General features: G+C 35.1%; 15 protein-coding genes. 7 read left to right on the top strand and 8 right to left on the bottom strand.

Annotated features, from left to right (window positions below):
- Positions 1 to 38: 38 nt before the first annotated feature.
- The 6 genes from BMX49_RS07965 to BMX49_RS07940 all read right to left on the bottom strand — a co-directional run bounded on the left by BMX49_RS07965 (position 39) and on the right by BMX49_RS07940 (position 6,390).
- Positions 39 to 335 carry a type II toxin-antitoxin system RelE/ParE family toxin gene (locus tag BMX49_RS07965; protein ID WP_034716138.1) on the bottom strand — a complete coding sequence of 99 codons (297 nt, stop codon included), beginning with the start codon at positions 333 to 335 and terminating at the stop codon, positions 39 to 41.
- A complete protein-coding gene (locus BMX49_RS07960; protein ID WP_034716141.1) occupies positions 320 to 553 on the bottom strand; it encodes a hypothetical protein in 234 nt (77 codons plus the stop codon). Before BMX49_RS07960 ends, BMX49_RS07965 begins: the two co-directional genes overlap by 16 nt.
- An 84-nt stretch (positions 554 to 637) precedes the next feature.
- Positions 638 to 1,555, bottom strand: a complete 918-nt coding sequence (locus tag BMX49_RS07955) for a ribonuclease Z (protein ID WP_034716142.1) — start codon at positions 1,553 to 1,555, stop codon at positions 638 to 640.
- A gap of 265 nt (positions 1,556 to 1,820) precedes the next feature.
- The gene (locus BMX49_RS07950; RefSeq protein WP_034716143.1) at positions 1,821 to 5,090 is read right to left on the bottom strand and encodes a cytochrome c biogenesis protein CcsA; all 3,270 of its coding nucleotides are present in this window, start codon (positions 5,088 to 5,090) and stop codon (positions 1,821 to 1,823) included.
- A gap of 199 nt (positions 5,091 to 5,289) precedes the next feature.
- Positions 5,290 to 5,739, bottom strand: a complete 450-nt coding sequence (locus tag BMX49_RS07945; RefSeq protein ID WP_051803497.1) for a PH domain-containing protein — start codon at positions 5,737 to 5,739, stop codon at positions 5,290 to 5,292.
- Complete coding sequence (locus BMX49_RS07940; RefSeq protein WP_034716144.1) at positions 5,740 to 6,390, bottom strand: protein-L-isoaspartate(D-aspartate) O-methyltransferase; 651 nt, start codon at positions 6,388 to 6,390, stop codon at positions 5,740 to 5,742. It abuts the gene before it with no gap.
- 157 nt (positions 6,391 to 6,547) lie between these two features.
- Here BMX49_RS07940 and BMX49_RS07935 point away from each other — a divergent pair, with 157 nt between their 5' ends.
- The 7 genes from BMX49_RS07935 (at position 6,548) to BMX49_RS07905 (ending at position 12,195) form a co-directional block, all read left to right on the top strand.
- Positions 6,548 to 7,510 carry a Gfo/Idh/MocA family protein gene (locus BMX49_RS07935; RefSeq protein ID WP_034716146.1) on the top strand — a complete coding sequence of 321 codons (963 nt, stop codon included), beginning with the start codon at positions 6,548 to 6,550 and terminating at the stop codon, positions 7,508 to 7,510.
- Between the two features lie 49 nt (positions 7,511 to 7,559).
- Positions 7,560 to 7,865, top strand: a complete 306-nt coding sequence (locus BMX49_RS07930; protein WP_034716148.1) for a GIY-YIG nuclease family protein — start codon at positions 7,560 to 7,562, stop codon at positions 7,863 to 7,865.
- 79 nt (positions 7,866 to 7,944) lie between these two features.
- Positions 7,945 to 8,832 (top strand): class A beta-lactamase, subclass A2, encoded by an 888-nt coding sequence (bla, locus tag BMX49_RS07925; protein WP_034717373.1) that lies wholly within the window; start codon positions 7,945 to 7,947, stop codon positions 8,830 to 8,832.
- Positions 8,829 to 9,647, top strand: a complete 819-nt coding sequence (locus BMX49_RS07920; protein ID WP_051803499.1) for a M23 family metallopeptidase — start codon at positions 8,829 to 8,831, stop codon at positions 9,645 to 9,647. The genes bla and BMX49_RS07920 overlap by 4 nt, the downstream gene beginning before the upstream one ends.
- A gap of 10 nt (positions 9,648 to 9,657) precedes the next feature.
- On the top strand, positions 9,658 to 10,551 hold the full coding sequence (locus BMX49_RS07915) for a 3-hydroxybutyryl-CoA dehydrogenase (protein WP_034716151.1): 894 nt from the start codon (positions 9,658 to 9,660) through the stop codon (positions 10,549 to 10,551).
- A 39-nt stretch (positions 10,552 to 10,590) separates the two neighbouring features.
- Entirely contained in the window at positions 10,591 to 11,910 is a 1,320-nt protein-coding gene (locus tag BMX49_RS07910; protein WP_034716153.1) for a hypothetical protein, read from the top strand.
- A 39-nt stretch (positions 11,911 to 11,949) separates the two neighbouring features.
- The gene (locus BMX49_RS07905; protein ID WP_034716155.1) at positions 11,950 to 12,195 is read left to right on the top strand and encodes a DUF8828 family protein; all 246 of its coding nucleotides are present in this window, start codon (positions 11,950 to 11,952) and stop codon (positions 12,193 to 12,195) included.
- 67 nt (positions 12,196 to 12,262) lie between these two features.
- Here the strand turns inward: BMX49_RS07905 and BMX49_RS07900 are convergent, their stop codons facing one another.
- Complete coding sequence (locus tag BMX49_RS07900) at positions 12,263 to 12,700, bottom strand: META domain-containing protein (RefSeq protein WP_051803501.1); 438 nt, start codon at positions 12,698 to 12,700, stop codon at positions 12,263 to 12,265.
- Positions 12,701 to 12,834: 134 nt separating this feature from the next.
- Positions 12,835 to 15,237: a phenylalanine--tRNA ligase subunit beta gene (gene pheT / locus BMX49_RS07895; RefSeq protein WP_034716157.1), complete on the bottom strand. Its 2,403-nt coding sequence runs from the start codon at positions 15,235 to 15,237 to the stop codon at positions 12,835 to 12,837.
- Positions 15,238 to 15,286 lie beyond the last annotated feature (49 nt).

Below are 15,286 nucleotides of genomic sequence, written 5' to 3'. Positions count from 1 at the left end.
CGCGTGAGTATATTTTAAGCAATCAGATAATAGAATTTTTATCTAATTTTAAGTGATTTAGGATCTGCACTACCGTGGCGCAATGTTAAGACATACAAGACATCCTCTATAATTTCATAATAAAGTAAATATTTATGAACCACTTTCACCTTAACATTTGGAATATCGGTTGTCCTACCTATTTTAGGAAATTCAGAAATTAAGTTTAGTTGTTCTTCAATTAATTTGTTCAATCTTGCACTGAAAGATTTAGATTTATTACGGTGATTCCAATACTTAAGAATTTCAATTAATTCTCTTTGGCCTTTTTCGGTCCAAATTATTGTTGTAACCATTCCTTGATCTCTTTTTGAACTTCCTCGTTCGTGAAAACCTTTCCTTCAGCTACTTCTTGCCTAGCTTCAGCAATCAGAGATTTTTCTTCTTTGGAAGTGATATATAAAGATTCTTCAGTTTGAAATTTAAGTAATTCCATCAATTCTCTAAGTTTAACTTTATCCGTTAAACCTGCAATTTGACTAATCAAGTCCAATTTCAATTCAGCTGTACTCATAATTACAAATTTAATTAATTTGTTTTAAACTTTTTTTTAAATTAGGAACTTAAAGACATATCAATGAATTCTAAATTGAAGGTACTACAAAATCTCTACAGGAACTAAAGCTTGTGGTAAATTGGTATTGGGAAAAACCTCGCGCGCTTCATCTAAGAAAACGGTTAAGTCATGATAACGGTTAGAAAAGTGACCGACTATTAGTTTTCCGACGTTTGCTTTTCTCGCAATTCGAGCGGCTTCCAAAGCGGTGGTATGTCCTGTGTAATCTGCCATTTCTTTTAATTCGTGTAAAAAGGTGGCTTCGTGATACAATAAATCTACTTCATTAATTAAAGGTAAAATAGATTCTGAATATCGGGTATCACTGCAAAATGCGTAAGAAACAGACTTGGAAGGGTCGTTGGTTAGGACATCATTTTTCAAAACATAACCGTCGCTCAAAATAAAATCTTTTCCATTTTTTATATTCTGGTAATCACAGGTTTCGATTTCTATATATTTAGAAACTTGCTGCATATCGAGATGTCTTTCTTTTGGCTTTTCTTTAAACAAGTAACCATTACAATAAATACGGTGGTCTAAAGGGATGGTAAAAACTTCCAACTTATGATCCTCGTAAATTTTCTCAGATTTTTTACTTTGCAATTCGTGATAAATGACTTCAAAACCTTTGTGCGTTTCAGTTAATCTAAAAATCGTTTCTAATAATTCTTTAATTCCTTTCGGGCCGTAAACATGCAAAGGTGTTTCTCGTCCCAACAAACGGAAAGAGGCAATTAATCCTGGTAAACCAAAACAATGATCGCCATGTAGGTGTGAAATGAAAATATGATTAATTTTAGAAAACCGTGCTTTTGCTCTTCTTAGCTGAACTTGTGTTCCCTCGCCACAATCGATGAGAAAACACCGCTCGCCCATTTCTAAGAATTGAGAGGTTGGTGACGAAGTGACGGTAGGAATCGCTGAGTTAAAGCCGAGAATAGTTAGGGATGCGCTCAAAAGTTAGGTTTGATTTTAAGGTCGATTATATTATCGATGACAAATTTAATGAATATTTTAAGGACTTTTAAAAGAAATAAACAATCTCGATCATAGCCCAGATGAGAACGGCATCCTATTTATTTTTATTAGAGAAAAAATGAAAAGATATAGTACTTTAATCAACTCAATATAAATTCCCATTCGGACGGATTTTCAAAAAAAAGTAAAAATCTTGTCGCTCCTAAAAAAAATAAATCCCGAAAATGAATTTCGGGATTTAAGATTATTTGGTATTCAATTTTTTAAACTTAATGTAGGAAACTATTGCGAGGGCAAACATAAAGGCAATCCCAATATACACCCAAATCGGCACTGGAATCGGATCACCTGCGGCATAAGAGTGCAATCCGCTCAAGTAATAATTTACTCCGAAGTAAGTCATTACAATAGTACTAATTGCAAATAATGAGGCAACGTGAAAAGCCCATCTTCCTCTTAATCCTGGTACTAATCGCATGTGCAAAACAAAGGCGTAAATCATAACTGATATAAAAGCCCAAGTTTCTTTTGGATCCCAGCTCCAATATCTACCCCACGATTCATTAGCCCAAATTCCACCAAGGAAAGTTCCAACTGTTAAGAAGTATAATCCGATGGTTAAAGACATTTCTGAAACAATGGTTAATTCTTTAATCGTGGTATCATGGTGAATTTTATAGATCGTTTTGTCGGCGAAAATATAGAAAAACAAAACGATCATCGCTATTACCATCGACAGGGCAAAGAAGCCATAACTCGCGGTAATGATTGCCACGTGAATAATTAACCAGTAAGATTTCAACACTGGTACTAAAGGCGTAATCTGCGGATCAAGTGCGGAACCTCCATGAGCAAAGCCCATCATAATTACGGCAACCATAAATCCGGCGGCAGGAATTAAGGCATTTGAATTTCGGTACAATAATAATCCCGCTGAAATACCGACCCAAGAAATAAAGATAATGGCTTCATAACCGTTACTCCAAGGCGCGTGTCCCGAAATAAACCATCTTGCTGCCAAACCTAAAAACTGTAAAGTGTATCCGACTAAACCTAAGATTATTAAAGCTTTTATGGCTTTATTTATCAATTTATTTGGTTTGAATAATTCAATAAAACCTAGTAATAGTAGAAGTCCACCAATTACACTATAAAACATCATCAAGTGAAAGTTAATGTTTACAGTATTCATGAAAACTTCCAACTTAATTTTTGAATCTGAAGGAACTACATTTTTCCCCCAGGTTTTTTGGTACTGCTCTAATTTCACCAACTCTGAGTCTGCTTTGCTCCAGTTTCCTGATTTTTGGGCAGATAAAATTTCTGAAAAATAAGGTCCCATTACTTCTTGCGAAGCTGTATCTGGTTCGAAGTTTTGGTCTAACCAGGAATGCCAAGTATTATTAGGGTCATTTTTCACTGGAACAATTCGCATGAATTGTCCACTAAAGAATTCATTAAACGCCTGAACACGGTCATTCACCTTGATTACTTCTTTATCGTAATTGGTTTGTTCTGCCGGTTTTTTTCTAAATGCTGCTTGGTAGTCTTCTTCTAAAACGTAATGAAGAGCACCAGTTTCATCAGCTGGAAACAATGACATTAATGAGGTGTAACCTTCATCATTAGCTCTGGCTTTTTTCTTTAATTCGTCGCCGCCTTTTGCTCCAATACTAATTAAAGGAACCATGGTCCAACTTGCAGTGTCGGTATTAATAGATAAAAACCATTGGTTTGCGGTTAGGGATTTTCCATCAGTTCCACGGAAGGCATCTTTTTTATAGAGCTTGCGAAGAACATCTAGAGCTTGCGTATTCATCGGCACGATTCGCCCATCATAATTCTGAACCAGTAAGTAAGCAAATTTAGCGGCGTGTTCCTTTGAAATTTTATTTCTAGCAATAATTTCATCAGCCGTAATTGGGGTTGGCGATTTCAACTTTCCAGTTGGGCCTTTTTTAGCTGCAGGTTCAGGCGCTATTAATGCAGCTTCTCCGTGATCATGGCCGTCATCAGCTGAGTGAGCCTGTTCAACTTGCTTTGCAGAACCATCCGATGTGCCGTGGGTTTCTATTTTCTGCGCATTAAAATTTAAAGCCAAAAGAAATAAAAGAATCGTAGCCGACTTCTTTTTATTCACCGTTCTCAACATTTGCTCCAGTTTCCAGAAATGAGTTCCTTTCCAGAAGAAAATAACGAACATTCCACCAAACAAGAAAAAGTAACCGATGTAGGTTAGCAAGGTTCCCCAGAAATCATGATTAACAGATAGAACTGTTCCTTTTCTGTCTGGATCAAAACTCGACTGGAAGAATCGGTATCCTTCATGATTCAAAACATGGTTCATATAAATTCTATAAGGCGTTTGTTTTCCTTTGTCGATGATTTGAACGTGACTTTCGTAAGCACTTGGGGAAGAACTTCCCGGATAAGTTTCCATTACAAATTTTTCTAATTTTAAAGAAAAAGGCGTGGTATACACTTTCGGTCCGAAACCGAGAATGATGTTCATTCCATCCACCGCGATTTGTTTAAAGGCGTTTGGATTTCCTTTTTCAACAGGAAGATCCACGACCACTTTTGATTTTGGACCTTGGACTTCCACTTGTAAATTGTCAGAAACATTGGCGTCTTTTTTACGATCACCTTCGTAAGCGATGAGTTTACCTTTGACTAAACCTTCTGGAACTACTAATTTTAAATTGTTAACGGTATAAAGACTTCTCAGAACCAAAGGTTCGTACTCATCTTTTTTAGTCATCCCTTTTGCTTTGGTTGCCATCGTCATATACTCTGATTCCACTGGCGTTTTGATGAGTAAAGTCCCATTAGTATTGTTAAACTCTACGGCTCCGTCAATTGCTCTGTTGAATGAAACTAAGGTTCCATTGACTAATTTAGAATCGCCTGGTTTAATATAAATATTGGCACGTCCGTTTTCCCCTGTAGAAACTAAGTGAAGATATTCGGTCCCCGCCGGATTGACAATAATACTGTCTTTCTTTCTTTGAATAAAATCGAGCGTTTTTATGGAAATCTTTTTGTCGTGATATTGGTAACTCGCATTAAAATTTTTATGCAGAGGCGACATTAAAAACGGAACATCCTGATAATTCAGAATATCGCCGTTTTCTTCGATTTGAATTTTAAAGAAATTCTTATCGGTGATTATTTCGTTAGAAGTTTCACCTTCGCGAATGTGCATAATCCCTTCAAAACTGATGTATCTCGTTACAGCTCCACCCAAAAATATTAAAATAAATGATAAGTGAAAAACCAAAACTGGCCATTTCTCGCGGCGCCAAAGTCGGTATCTAGAAATATTTCCGATGAAGTTGAGCATGAGTAAAACCATGACCAGTTCGAACCATTTTGCATCATAAATCAATGCCTTCGCCGTCGGAGTTCCGTAATCGTTTTCCAGAAAAGTAGCGTAACCCATTGAACCTGCATACAGTAATAACAAAACCGCCATGGTTCGGGTAGAAATAAGAATACTTTGAATTTTTTTCATGAGAATCTAAAACTTTACTTTTAACTGAAAAAAGTTCATTCTTATTTCAGCTATCTTAATTTAGAATAAATTGAACGTTGGCAAAAATACAATCTATAATTCGAATTAGCGAATTTGAAAATTGTTTTTTGAGTTAATTAACATTGAAAAAATCTAAATAAATCATAGGTTCTTCGTCATAAAAATTAAAAAGGACATTTTAGTCTTTTTTAATAATGATGGTTGGATTGATTTCCAACAATTTATGAAGAAATAGCGCTTCTTCTTGAGGAGTAATGTAGAAATCGTTTTTGAATTTTGAGGAAATAATCAATCCTTTTGTAGCGGTTCCGTGTTTATGAATTCCAAACCACATCGTCTTGCCGGTTTGGACGGTATTGATTGTTTTAATATCAATCTTATAAATATTGAAACCGACGTTAATCATTAAATAATCACCGTTGATAATGATCTTTAAAAGTAAAAAACTGGTAATGGTAAAAAGAAGTGCTACCGATAACCATCCAAAGAAAACATTAGACATCGACAGATTCTTGTATATATAGCTGAAATAAATCGAAAGGAATAGGATGACTGCTAAGATTGCAAAATGCATAAGATAGAAAGTTTTGTCGATTCTTGTTTTGAAAACTTGTTTTTCTGTATTCATTTAATGATTGGTATTGTTCAACATCGGTACAAATTTGTACGCGCCAAATTCTTCCCTTTCAAATTCGCGCTCAGATCTTTTGGTGAAACGTGTCAGGATTTGCTCTTCCGTTTTTCCTAAAGGAATCACCATTTTTCCGCCGACCTTCAATTGATGTAATAGTTCTGTTGGTAAAACTTCGGCGCCACAGGTCACCAAAATTTTATCAAAAGGAGCAAATGTTGGAAGTCCTAAAAATCCATCGCCAAAACTTTGAAATTTCGGACGAAGATGCAATTCCCGAAATTTTTTATGGGAGAAGTCATGCAAATCTTTTTGACGTTCAATCGTGTAGACCCAAGCCTCCATGGCGATGAGAACGGCAGTTTGATACCCACATCCGGTTCCGATCTCCAGAACCTTGTCTTGCTCTTCTATTTCTAAAAGAGCGGTTTGCTCAGCCACAGTCGATGGATGCGAGATCGTTTGTTTTGCCAAAATCGGAAAAGCGCGATCTTCGTAAGCATAATCTTCAAAAACACTTTCTAAGAAAAGATGGCGGGGAACTTTATTAATTGCGGCCAAAACTCTCTCATTGTCAATTCCCATTTTGTCCCGGAGATAATCGATTAAAATTTTCCTCTTCCCTTTATGTACGTACGAATCCTGCATGTCACAAAAATAGGAATTAGATTTGAAATTGAAAGACTTAAGATTAGAGATTTTAAAAATCACTATTTCATATTTTCACATTTAATGTAATTGTCTATTATCTCCAAGTCTCTGTTCTATTAGTCTATTTTATTATCTTTACAAAAATTAATTCTCTATGCTCAAAGCAGGTTTAGTTGGCGCAGGTCATTTAGGAAAAATCCATTTAAAATTACTTCAACAATCAGAAAAGTACGACTTGGTCGGCTTTTACGATGCAGATAAAGAAAATGGTAAAAAATTAGAAAGCGAATTCGGTTACAAATATTTTGAAAGTTTTGAAGATCTTTTAAACGAGATTGAAATGCTTGATATCGTAACACCTACTCTATATCATTACGATTATGCCATTAAAGCGATTGAAAAAAGAATTCATTTTTTCATAGAAAAACCCATTACGCAGACTTTAAAGCAAGCGGAAGAAATTCTCTACAAATGCCGTGAATTTGGAATTAAAGCGCAAGTTGGTCACGTAGAAAGATATAATCCGGCTTTTATTGGGTCGAAAGATTTTATTAAAGATCCCATGTTTATTGAGATTCATCGCTTAGCAGAATTCAATCCACGTGGCACTGATGTTTCTGTGGTTTTAGATTTAATGATTCATGATTTGGATATTCTACTTTCTTTGGTAAAATCAAAAGTGAAAGCGATTCATGCAAGTGGCGTTTCTGTGGTTTCGAAATCTCCGGATATTTGTAATGCGCGAATTGAGTTTGAAAATGGATGTGTCGCGAATTTAACAACGTCGAGAATTTCAATGAAAGCGATGCGGAAATCTCGTTTCTTCCAAAAAGACGCTTATATTTCTGTGGATTTCTTGGAGAAAAAATCAGAGGTTATTCGCATGAAACCGGCTCCTGAAACTCCGAGTGATTTCGATATGATCATTGAAAATGCGGAAGGAGAAAAAAATCAAATCATTTTTGAATATCCGAACATCCAACCGAATAACGCTATTTTGGATGAACTGGAAAGTTTCGCTGATGCAATTACCGAAAATAAAAATGTAGAAGTTTCTTTGGAAGACGGCACGGAAGCGTTAAAAGTAGCTTTGGAAATTGTGAGGTTGATTTCTTAGTGTCATTGCGAGGAGGAACGACTAAGCAATCTGTTGAAAAAAATAGATTATGAAAGTAGGATTTATTTATATGGTAACCAATAAAAATAACACTACTATATATGTCGGAGTAACTGCAAATCTACCAGCAAGAATTTTAGAGCACAAGACTAAACAGTATAAAAATAGTTTTAGCGCAAAATACAATTTAGACAAATTAGTTTATTGGGAAGCTTTTCAAGATATAGGAAATGCAATTGGAAGAGAAAAACAAATAAAAGGTGGCTCGAGGCAAAAAAAATTAGATTTAATAAACAGTATAAATCCTGAATGGATTGATTTATATGAAAGTATCTTGAATATTATGGATCTATAAATAATCAACGGATTGCTTCGGCATTCGTTCCTCATTTCTCGCAATGACTTTCCAATTTAAATACATCAAACGAGCTTACATGAAAAAAACATTTATAATCACTACTCTATTTCTCTTCTTATTAGGTTATTCCCAATCTTTAAAAAAAGAAATCAACCAAATCATAAAAGGCAAAAGCGCCACCGTTGGAGTTTCGGTTTTAGATTTCGAAAATAATCAATCGATTGACATCAACGGCAATAAAAAACTTCCGATGTTGAGTGTTTTTAAATTTCATATTGCTTTAGCAGTTTTAGACCTCATTGATCAAGGAAAATTGAGTGTAGATCAAAATATCTATATTAAAAAAGAAGAACTTTTAGAAAATACCTGGAGTCCAATTCGAGAAAATTATCCAGAGGGAAATTTTGATATGACTTTAGGTGAACTAATTAAATATACGGTTGCACAAAGTGACAATAACGGGTGCGACATTTTGCTAAGATTAATTGGCGGAACAGAAACCGTTCAAAAATTCATCAATTCAAAAAGCATTAAAGATTTTAAGATTATCTATAATGAAGAAAAAATGCATGAAGGTCACCAATTTCATTACGGAAACTGGACTACCACCAATGCAGCAAATATTTTATTGAAGAAATTTTATGACGGCAAAATCGTCTCAAAAAGTTCGACGGATTTCTTAATGAAAACCATGCTAGAAACAAACACCGGCGCGAATAAAATCGTCGCTCAATTGCCAAAAGGAACTTGGGTCGCACATAAAACCGGCTCTTCCGGAAAAGATAAAAAGGGATTAACGATTGCAGAAAATGATATTGGAATCATCACGCTGTTAAACGGAAAGCAATACGCACTGAGCGTTTTCGTGTCAGATTCTATGGAAAACGAAACGACGAACACCAAAATGGTTGCAGATATTTCTAAACTTGTTTTTGATTATTTTAGCAAAAAAGAAGTGGAATGAAAAGAATTTTTCTATTAGGATTTCTGTTGATTCAAACCTTGCTATTTGCGCAAGAAAAATGGGACATTCAATTTTATAATGAAGTTGTTAACCGAGAAGTTTTCATCTACGCAGATAATAAGGAAGAAATGCCGATGTCTGCACAATTTCAATTCAAATTAAAGAATCTGACTAGCACGCTTCCTAATGATGAAATAGTAGTTATTCCGCCGAAAACCCGAAAGTTTTTGATTGCAAAGTTAGCTCCCATAAAAGCAAATGAAGGCAATTCTTTTTCTTACTCCAATTCCTATAATTTCGGAAATGCACTTCAGGAAACCTTTGATGATGACTACATCTATTCCTTGCCTTTCGAAAAAGGAAAAACACAATCGATCTTCCAGGGATATGATGGCAAGTTTTCGCATCAGAATGAATTTGCCTTAGACTTTGATTTAAAAATTGGAGCTCCAATCGTAGCAGCTCGTGACGGAATTGCGGTGGTCGTCATCAATAATAACACGAGAAGTTGTCCCGATATTTCCTGCGCAAAATACAATAACAAAATTATCATCATACATAGCGATGGCACTTTCGCCGACTATTCTCACTTAAAATACCAAGGTGCAATCGTTACAAAAGGTGATCTCGTAAAAAAAGACCAACTTATCGGTTACAGCGGAAGTACGGGTTTTGCAAGTGGACCACATTTGCATTTTGCGGTATTCATCAACAGAATTGATGGAAAAAGAACCTTTATAAAAACGAAATTTAAAACCTCTGAAAGTGAAGCAACACTTTTAGAAGAAGGAAAAAGTTATACTAAAAATTATTAAAAATTTAAAAATGGATAAAAATATTGTCGTAATTGGCGCAGGAACCATGGGAAACGGAATTGCACACACGTTTGCACAGACCGGATTTCAAGTAAGTTTAGTTGATGTTTCACAAGGAGCATTAGATAAAGGGATTGCAACAATTACCAAAAATCTGAACCGGATTATTTCTAAGGGAAATATGACGGAAGACCAAAAAGCAACGACTCTCAGTAACATTACTACTTTCACCAATTTAGCAGATTGTGGGTGGAAAGCTGATTTAATCGTTGAAGCGGCCACCGAAAACCTAGATTTGAAGTTGAAAATCTTCAAACAAATGGATGAACTAGCTCCAGAGAATTGTATTCTGGCGACCAATACTTCTTCTATTTCGATTACTAAAATTGCGTCGGTGACGAATCGTCCAGACAAGGTGATTGGAATGCACTTTATGAATCCAGTGCCGATTATGAAATTGGTGGAAATCATCAAAGGCTACTCTACTTCGAAAGAAACTTTTGACGAGATCTATGAGATGAGTAAAACTTTAGGAAAAGTTCCCACAGAAGTGAATGACTATCCTGGATTTGTAGCCAACAGAATTTTGATGCCGATGATCAATGAAGCCATCGAGACTTTATACAACGGAGTTGCTGGCGTTGAAGAAATCGATACGGTAATGAAATTGGGAATGGCTCATCCGATGGGACCTTTTCAACTGGCAGACTTTATTGGATTAGACGTTTGTTTAGCAATTCTAAATGTTATGTACGACGGTTTTAAAAACCCGAAATATGCGCCGAATCCATTGTTAGTGAATATGGTGGCTGCCGGGAAATTAGGCGTGAAATCTGGCGAAGGATTTTATGATTATTCGGAAAGTAGAAAAGCCGAGAAGGTTGCAAAAATGTTTGCTAAATAATCAAAACCAATTCTTAAAAATAGCACAGGATTCTTTTTCATGAAAAAAAACCAGGAAAGAATTATCCAAATAATATTGGTCATTACAACTTTTGTGATGACCATTCTTCGTTTTTTGTTGAATGAAAAAGGACGCGTAAATCCCGACTCGATTCGGTATATGCGAACCTCGAAAGTATTTCCAGAAATTGATAATACAACTACTCCACTTGGATATCCACTGAGTTTAAAGTTTTTAACCTTGTTTGGACTTGATGAATTTTGGGCAAGTAAAACCATCGGAATTTTAGCGTATTTATTTCTCGTTTTTTTCGCCTGGATAAAGAAATTCTATTTGAAAGAAATCATTTTAATTGGTGGACTTTTTAGTTTTGTCTCTATCTTTTCTTATACGATGAGCGAAACGCTTATTTTGCCAGTTGTATTTGTTTTTCTTTATTTAGCTCAGCAAATTATTACTGAAAAGCTAAAAGGATCATCTGCAATTCTATATTTAAGTTTAGCTTTAATTGCGTTGTACAATATTCGCTATCCTGCGCTATTCATCATGTTTGCGACTGGATTTTTCGGAGTTTTCAATTATAAAAAATCGTCTGGGAAAACGTTTATATATTCGGGAATTATCGGTTTGATTTTCGTGATCTTATATAAGTTTTTGTTCATTGATCACTTTAATGAAAAGTACGTCGATAGCTTTTTAGAAATCGGCTTGCATCCAACTTCGCAATTATTAAAAGAACTTTTTGAAGGATTGACGACGGTTTTTAATCCGTTCATTCATATTCTAAACCCAGCCGGAGGAATCGTTAATTACGGAATTATAGGAATTGGGTTACTGAATATTATATTGATGCTATTTCTCTTCTTTAGAAACAAATTGACTGAGACCGAAAAATTCTTTTTAACTATTGGGGGAATTGGAATCGCCTGCTCTTTTTTTATTCAATATTTCTATTCTGTTAACCCGTTAGATTATCGTCTTTTAGCACCATTTACCCTTTCTATATGGTTGGTGTATTTTAAAAAGTTATATGATGTTTTTGGTAAGCTGACTTATGCAATTACGTTCTTAAGTTTACTAACAGGGTTTACCTTTACATATCTTTCTCGGGGAAAATATTTAGAAAACAGAGAAAAAATAAAAACTTTTTTGCAAGCTGAAAATTTAGAAAATGGACGCGTTAATTTCTTCATGGAAAGCGAGGAAGAAATGGATAAAATTAGAATCGCAGAATTGATCAGCACGGTGAATCCTAATGTTAAAGTAACCTTTAAACCAAATGATACGCTCAAAAATAATACTTTAACAAAATACAAGGTTTTACAAAAAATTAAAATCGACAAGAATCAATTTCAATAAATAATTATTATCTTTGACCCAGTTATAAACATTAAGAAAATGAAATTACCAAAGTTTTTATTAGCAGACAATTCAGATTTTCCTGAAGATCTATTCGTAGTTCACACCGAATACCCAAGATTTGTTTTGAATGTTGAGGAAGAGGAAGTTGAATGGTTCGACGATCTAGAAGGCGATGACGAAGAAACAGTAGCAGACGAAGCTACCAAAGTAGTCGAAGCAGCTTTCAAATGGTGCGATGAAGAACTCGCCAAATACGATGAAGAGGACGAAGACGAAGAATAAATAGACAAATAAAAAAGGAACTCCAATTAGAGTTCCTTTTTTTATGTGAAATAGGTTATAGTTAAATCTATAACTTGGTAAACTTCAACAGTAAAAGTTTGTCCTTGTACAATTCCAGAGTTGTTCCGTTCACCACATATTTGGTAGCAGCACCCAACATGCTGAAATAGTTTGTTTCTTCACTCATATTGTCGCAGGCCATTTTGGTAGCGCCGATATTCTTAGTTGAAAAATTACCAACCGTACGGTCGATCATCAGCTCGCCGAAATAATTGTTACAACCGCCATTGCCCGTAATTCTCGCAGATTCAATAACCAAAGTCGCTTTTTTACCTTTTACGTTATCAGCTAAGGTCCATTGCGTATCAACAATGTTAGGCTGTGGAGCGCCTACTTTCGATTTTGAAGTCGCAATTGTTGAACACGAAACAATTGTAGCAGCTGTAAAAATGGCTAAGGAAATATTTCTGAAAATATTCTTCTGTGGGAAGTGAATTGCTTTCATTTTTAAAATTTTAATACCGTAAATTTAAGTAATTATATTGATTTAATGACTTGCAGCAGGATTTAATCTCTTACCCAAAAACAGAAAAGCATCTCTTTTCAGAAATGCTTTTTGTATTTTATTAAAGGATTAGTCTAAGATCTTAGCTCCGCAGAAAATTCTTTCTGGAACGTTTTAATTAAAGAATTCATCACTTCCGTAATATCTTTATCTTCTAAAGTTTTTTCTTCGTTTAATAATTCAAAACTCATGGCGTACGACTTTTTACCTTCCGGAAGATTCTTACCTTCATACACATCAAACAGATTAATGTTTTTCAAATATTTGGAAGGATTGCTTCTGGCTGCTTTATAAAGATCAGCATACGTCACGTTTTTATCAATCAACAAAGCCAAATCTTTTCTGGTTTTATTGAATTTTGGAATATCTTTAAATTTCAAATTCTCTTTGGTTCTAAAACTCTGAGCAACTTCCAACTCAATCTCGGCGTAGAAACATTCCTGGTCGATGTCGGCATCCTTCAATGATTCTGGAGAAACTTTTCCTAGTCTCGCCACGGTTTTTCCCTTCACTAATAATTCAATTGCATCAGAAAAACGCACGTCTTCTAAATACTTCTCTTCAATCGAAACTGGCAAAATATTCAAAAGAACTTTCACATAAGATTTCAAATGGTAGAAATCTGTCACGGATTTTGGCTGCAACCAGTTTTCTGCTTCATCTCTTCCTGACACTAAAATTGCCAGTTGTTTTCTCTCTAAATACGTTTGTTTTTTGTGGTAGATTTTACCGAATTCAAAGAACTTAATATTTTGATTTTTCCTTTTAATATTATAATCTGCATTTTCCAAAAGTCCTTCCAGTAAAGACTTTCTCATAAAGGACAAATCTCCACTTAAAGGATTTAATAGTTTGACAGCATCAGTTTCATCTTTTACAGAAGTTAAAGAATTATTCATTACTTCGTTGAAACCATTACTTTGTAAAGTTCTTGCCCAAGAGTTCTCTAAAGCATCTTGATCATCAAAACTTAATTTAACTGGGGTAAAAGAAATTTTTTGCGGAGAATCAATCTTATTGTAACCGTAGATTCTTAAAATCTCTTCGATCACATCGATTTCTCTCGTCACATCAGCACGATAAGCCGGAACGGAAAGTTCTAATCCGTTTTGAATATCATTTAAAATCGTGATTTCTAAGGACTTCAGAATTTCTTTAATTTTCTCATGATGAATTTTTGTTCCTAAAATCTGCTCGACTTTCGAAAAACGAAGAATGATATAATGGTCTTCAATTTTTGTAGGATAATGTTCCAAAAGTTCCCCAACCATTTTTCCACCAGCGATTTCTGAAATCATTTGCACCGCGTGCGTCAAAGCAGTTCTCGTTAAATTAGGATCTACGCCACGTTCGAAACGGAAAGAAGCATCGGTATTCAAAGCATGAAGTTTGGCGCCTTTTCTAATTCCAATCGGATTAAAATAAGCACTTTCTAAAAAGATGGTTTTGGTATTTTCTGAAACGCCTGAGCTTTGTCCACCGAAAACTCCCGCAATACACATTGGGTTATTTTCGCCGTCTTTAATCATGATTTCAGTTCCGTTCAAAGTTCTTTCAACTCCATCTAACGTTGTGAATTTTGATCCTTTTTCACTCACGCCAACTTTTACTTTTTTACCAGCAATTTTATCAGCGTCAAATGCATGAAGTGGCTGACCAAATGCGTGAAGAATATAATTTGTAATATCAACAATATTATTAATCGGACTTAATCCAATTGCTTTCAACCGGTTTTTCAACCAGTCTGGCGAAGTTTTCACCTCCACATTTTCTATGATGGCACCAATATATCTTGGACATAATTCGGAATCTTCCACTTCAATCTGAAAATCAGTCGTTCCTTCATTATTTAAAGGGTGTGAAATAACTTTTACGAAATCAGCAGGAAGTTGATGCGTACTTAAATAAGCATTCAAATCTCTGGCAACACCATAATGCGACATTGCATCAGTTCTGTTTGGCGTTAAACCAATTTCATAAACTTTATCGTTCGTCAAATCAAAATAATCCGCGAAATTTTTACCAACTTCATATTTAGTTTCATCCAAAATCATGATTCCGCCGTGATCGTCACTCAGACCCATTTCGTCTTCTGCGCAGATCATTCCCTGCGAAACTTCACCTCGGATTTTGGCTTCTTTAATATCGAAAGAGCTTCCATCTTTTCCGTAGATCTTAGTGCCAACTACTGCGACAGGAACAGTTTGTCCAGCCGCAATATTGGGAGCACCACAAACTATATTTAAGATCTTTCCAGCTCCAACATCAACGGTCGTAACTTTTAATTTATCAGCATTTGAATGCTGTTCGCAAGTCAAAACTTTCCCCACAACAATTCCTTCCAGACTTCCTTTAACCGATTCAAAAGGATCGATTCCTTCTACTTCCAAACCAATATCGGTCAGAAATTCGCCAATCTTTTCCGATTTTAAATCAGTTTTAATATATTCTTGAAGCCAGTTGTGTGAGATTTTCATTTCTGTCGTAAATTTCAGATGTTATATTTCCCATTTCTTTAATAAAGAT

Source organism: Kaistella antarctica, from assembly GCF_900109615.1.
GTDB classification, from domain to species: domain Bacteria; phylum Bacteroidota; class Bacteroidia; order Flavobacteriales; family Weeksellaceae; genus Kaistella; species Kaistella antarctica.
Note: the sequence above shows the minus strand (reverse complement) of the source record. Positions and strands in the feature narration are given on the sequence as shown.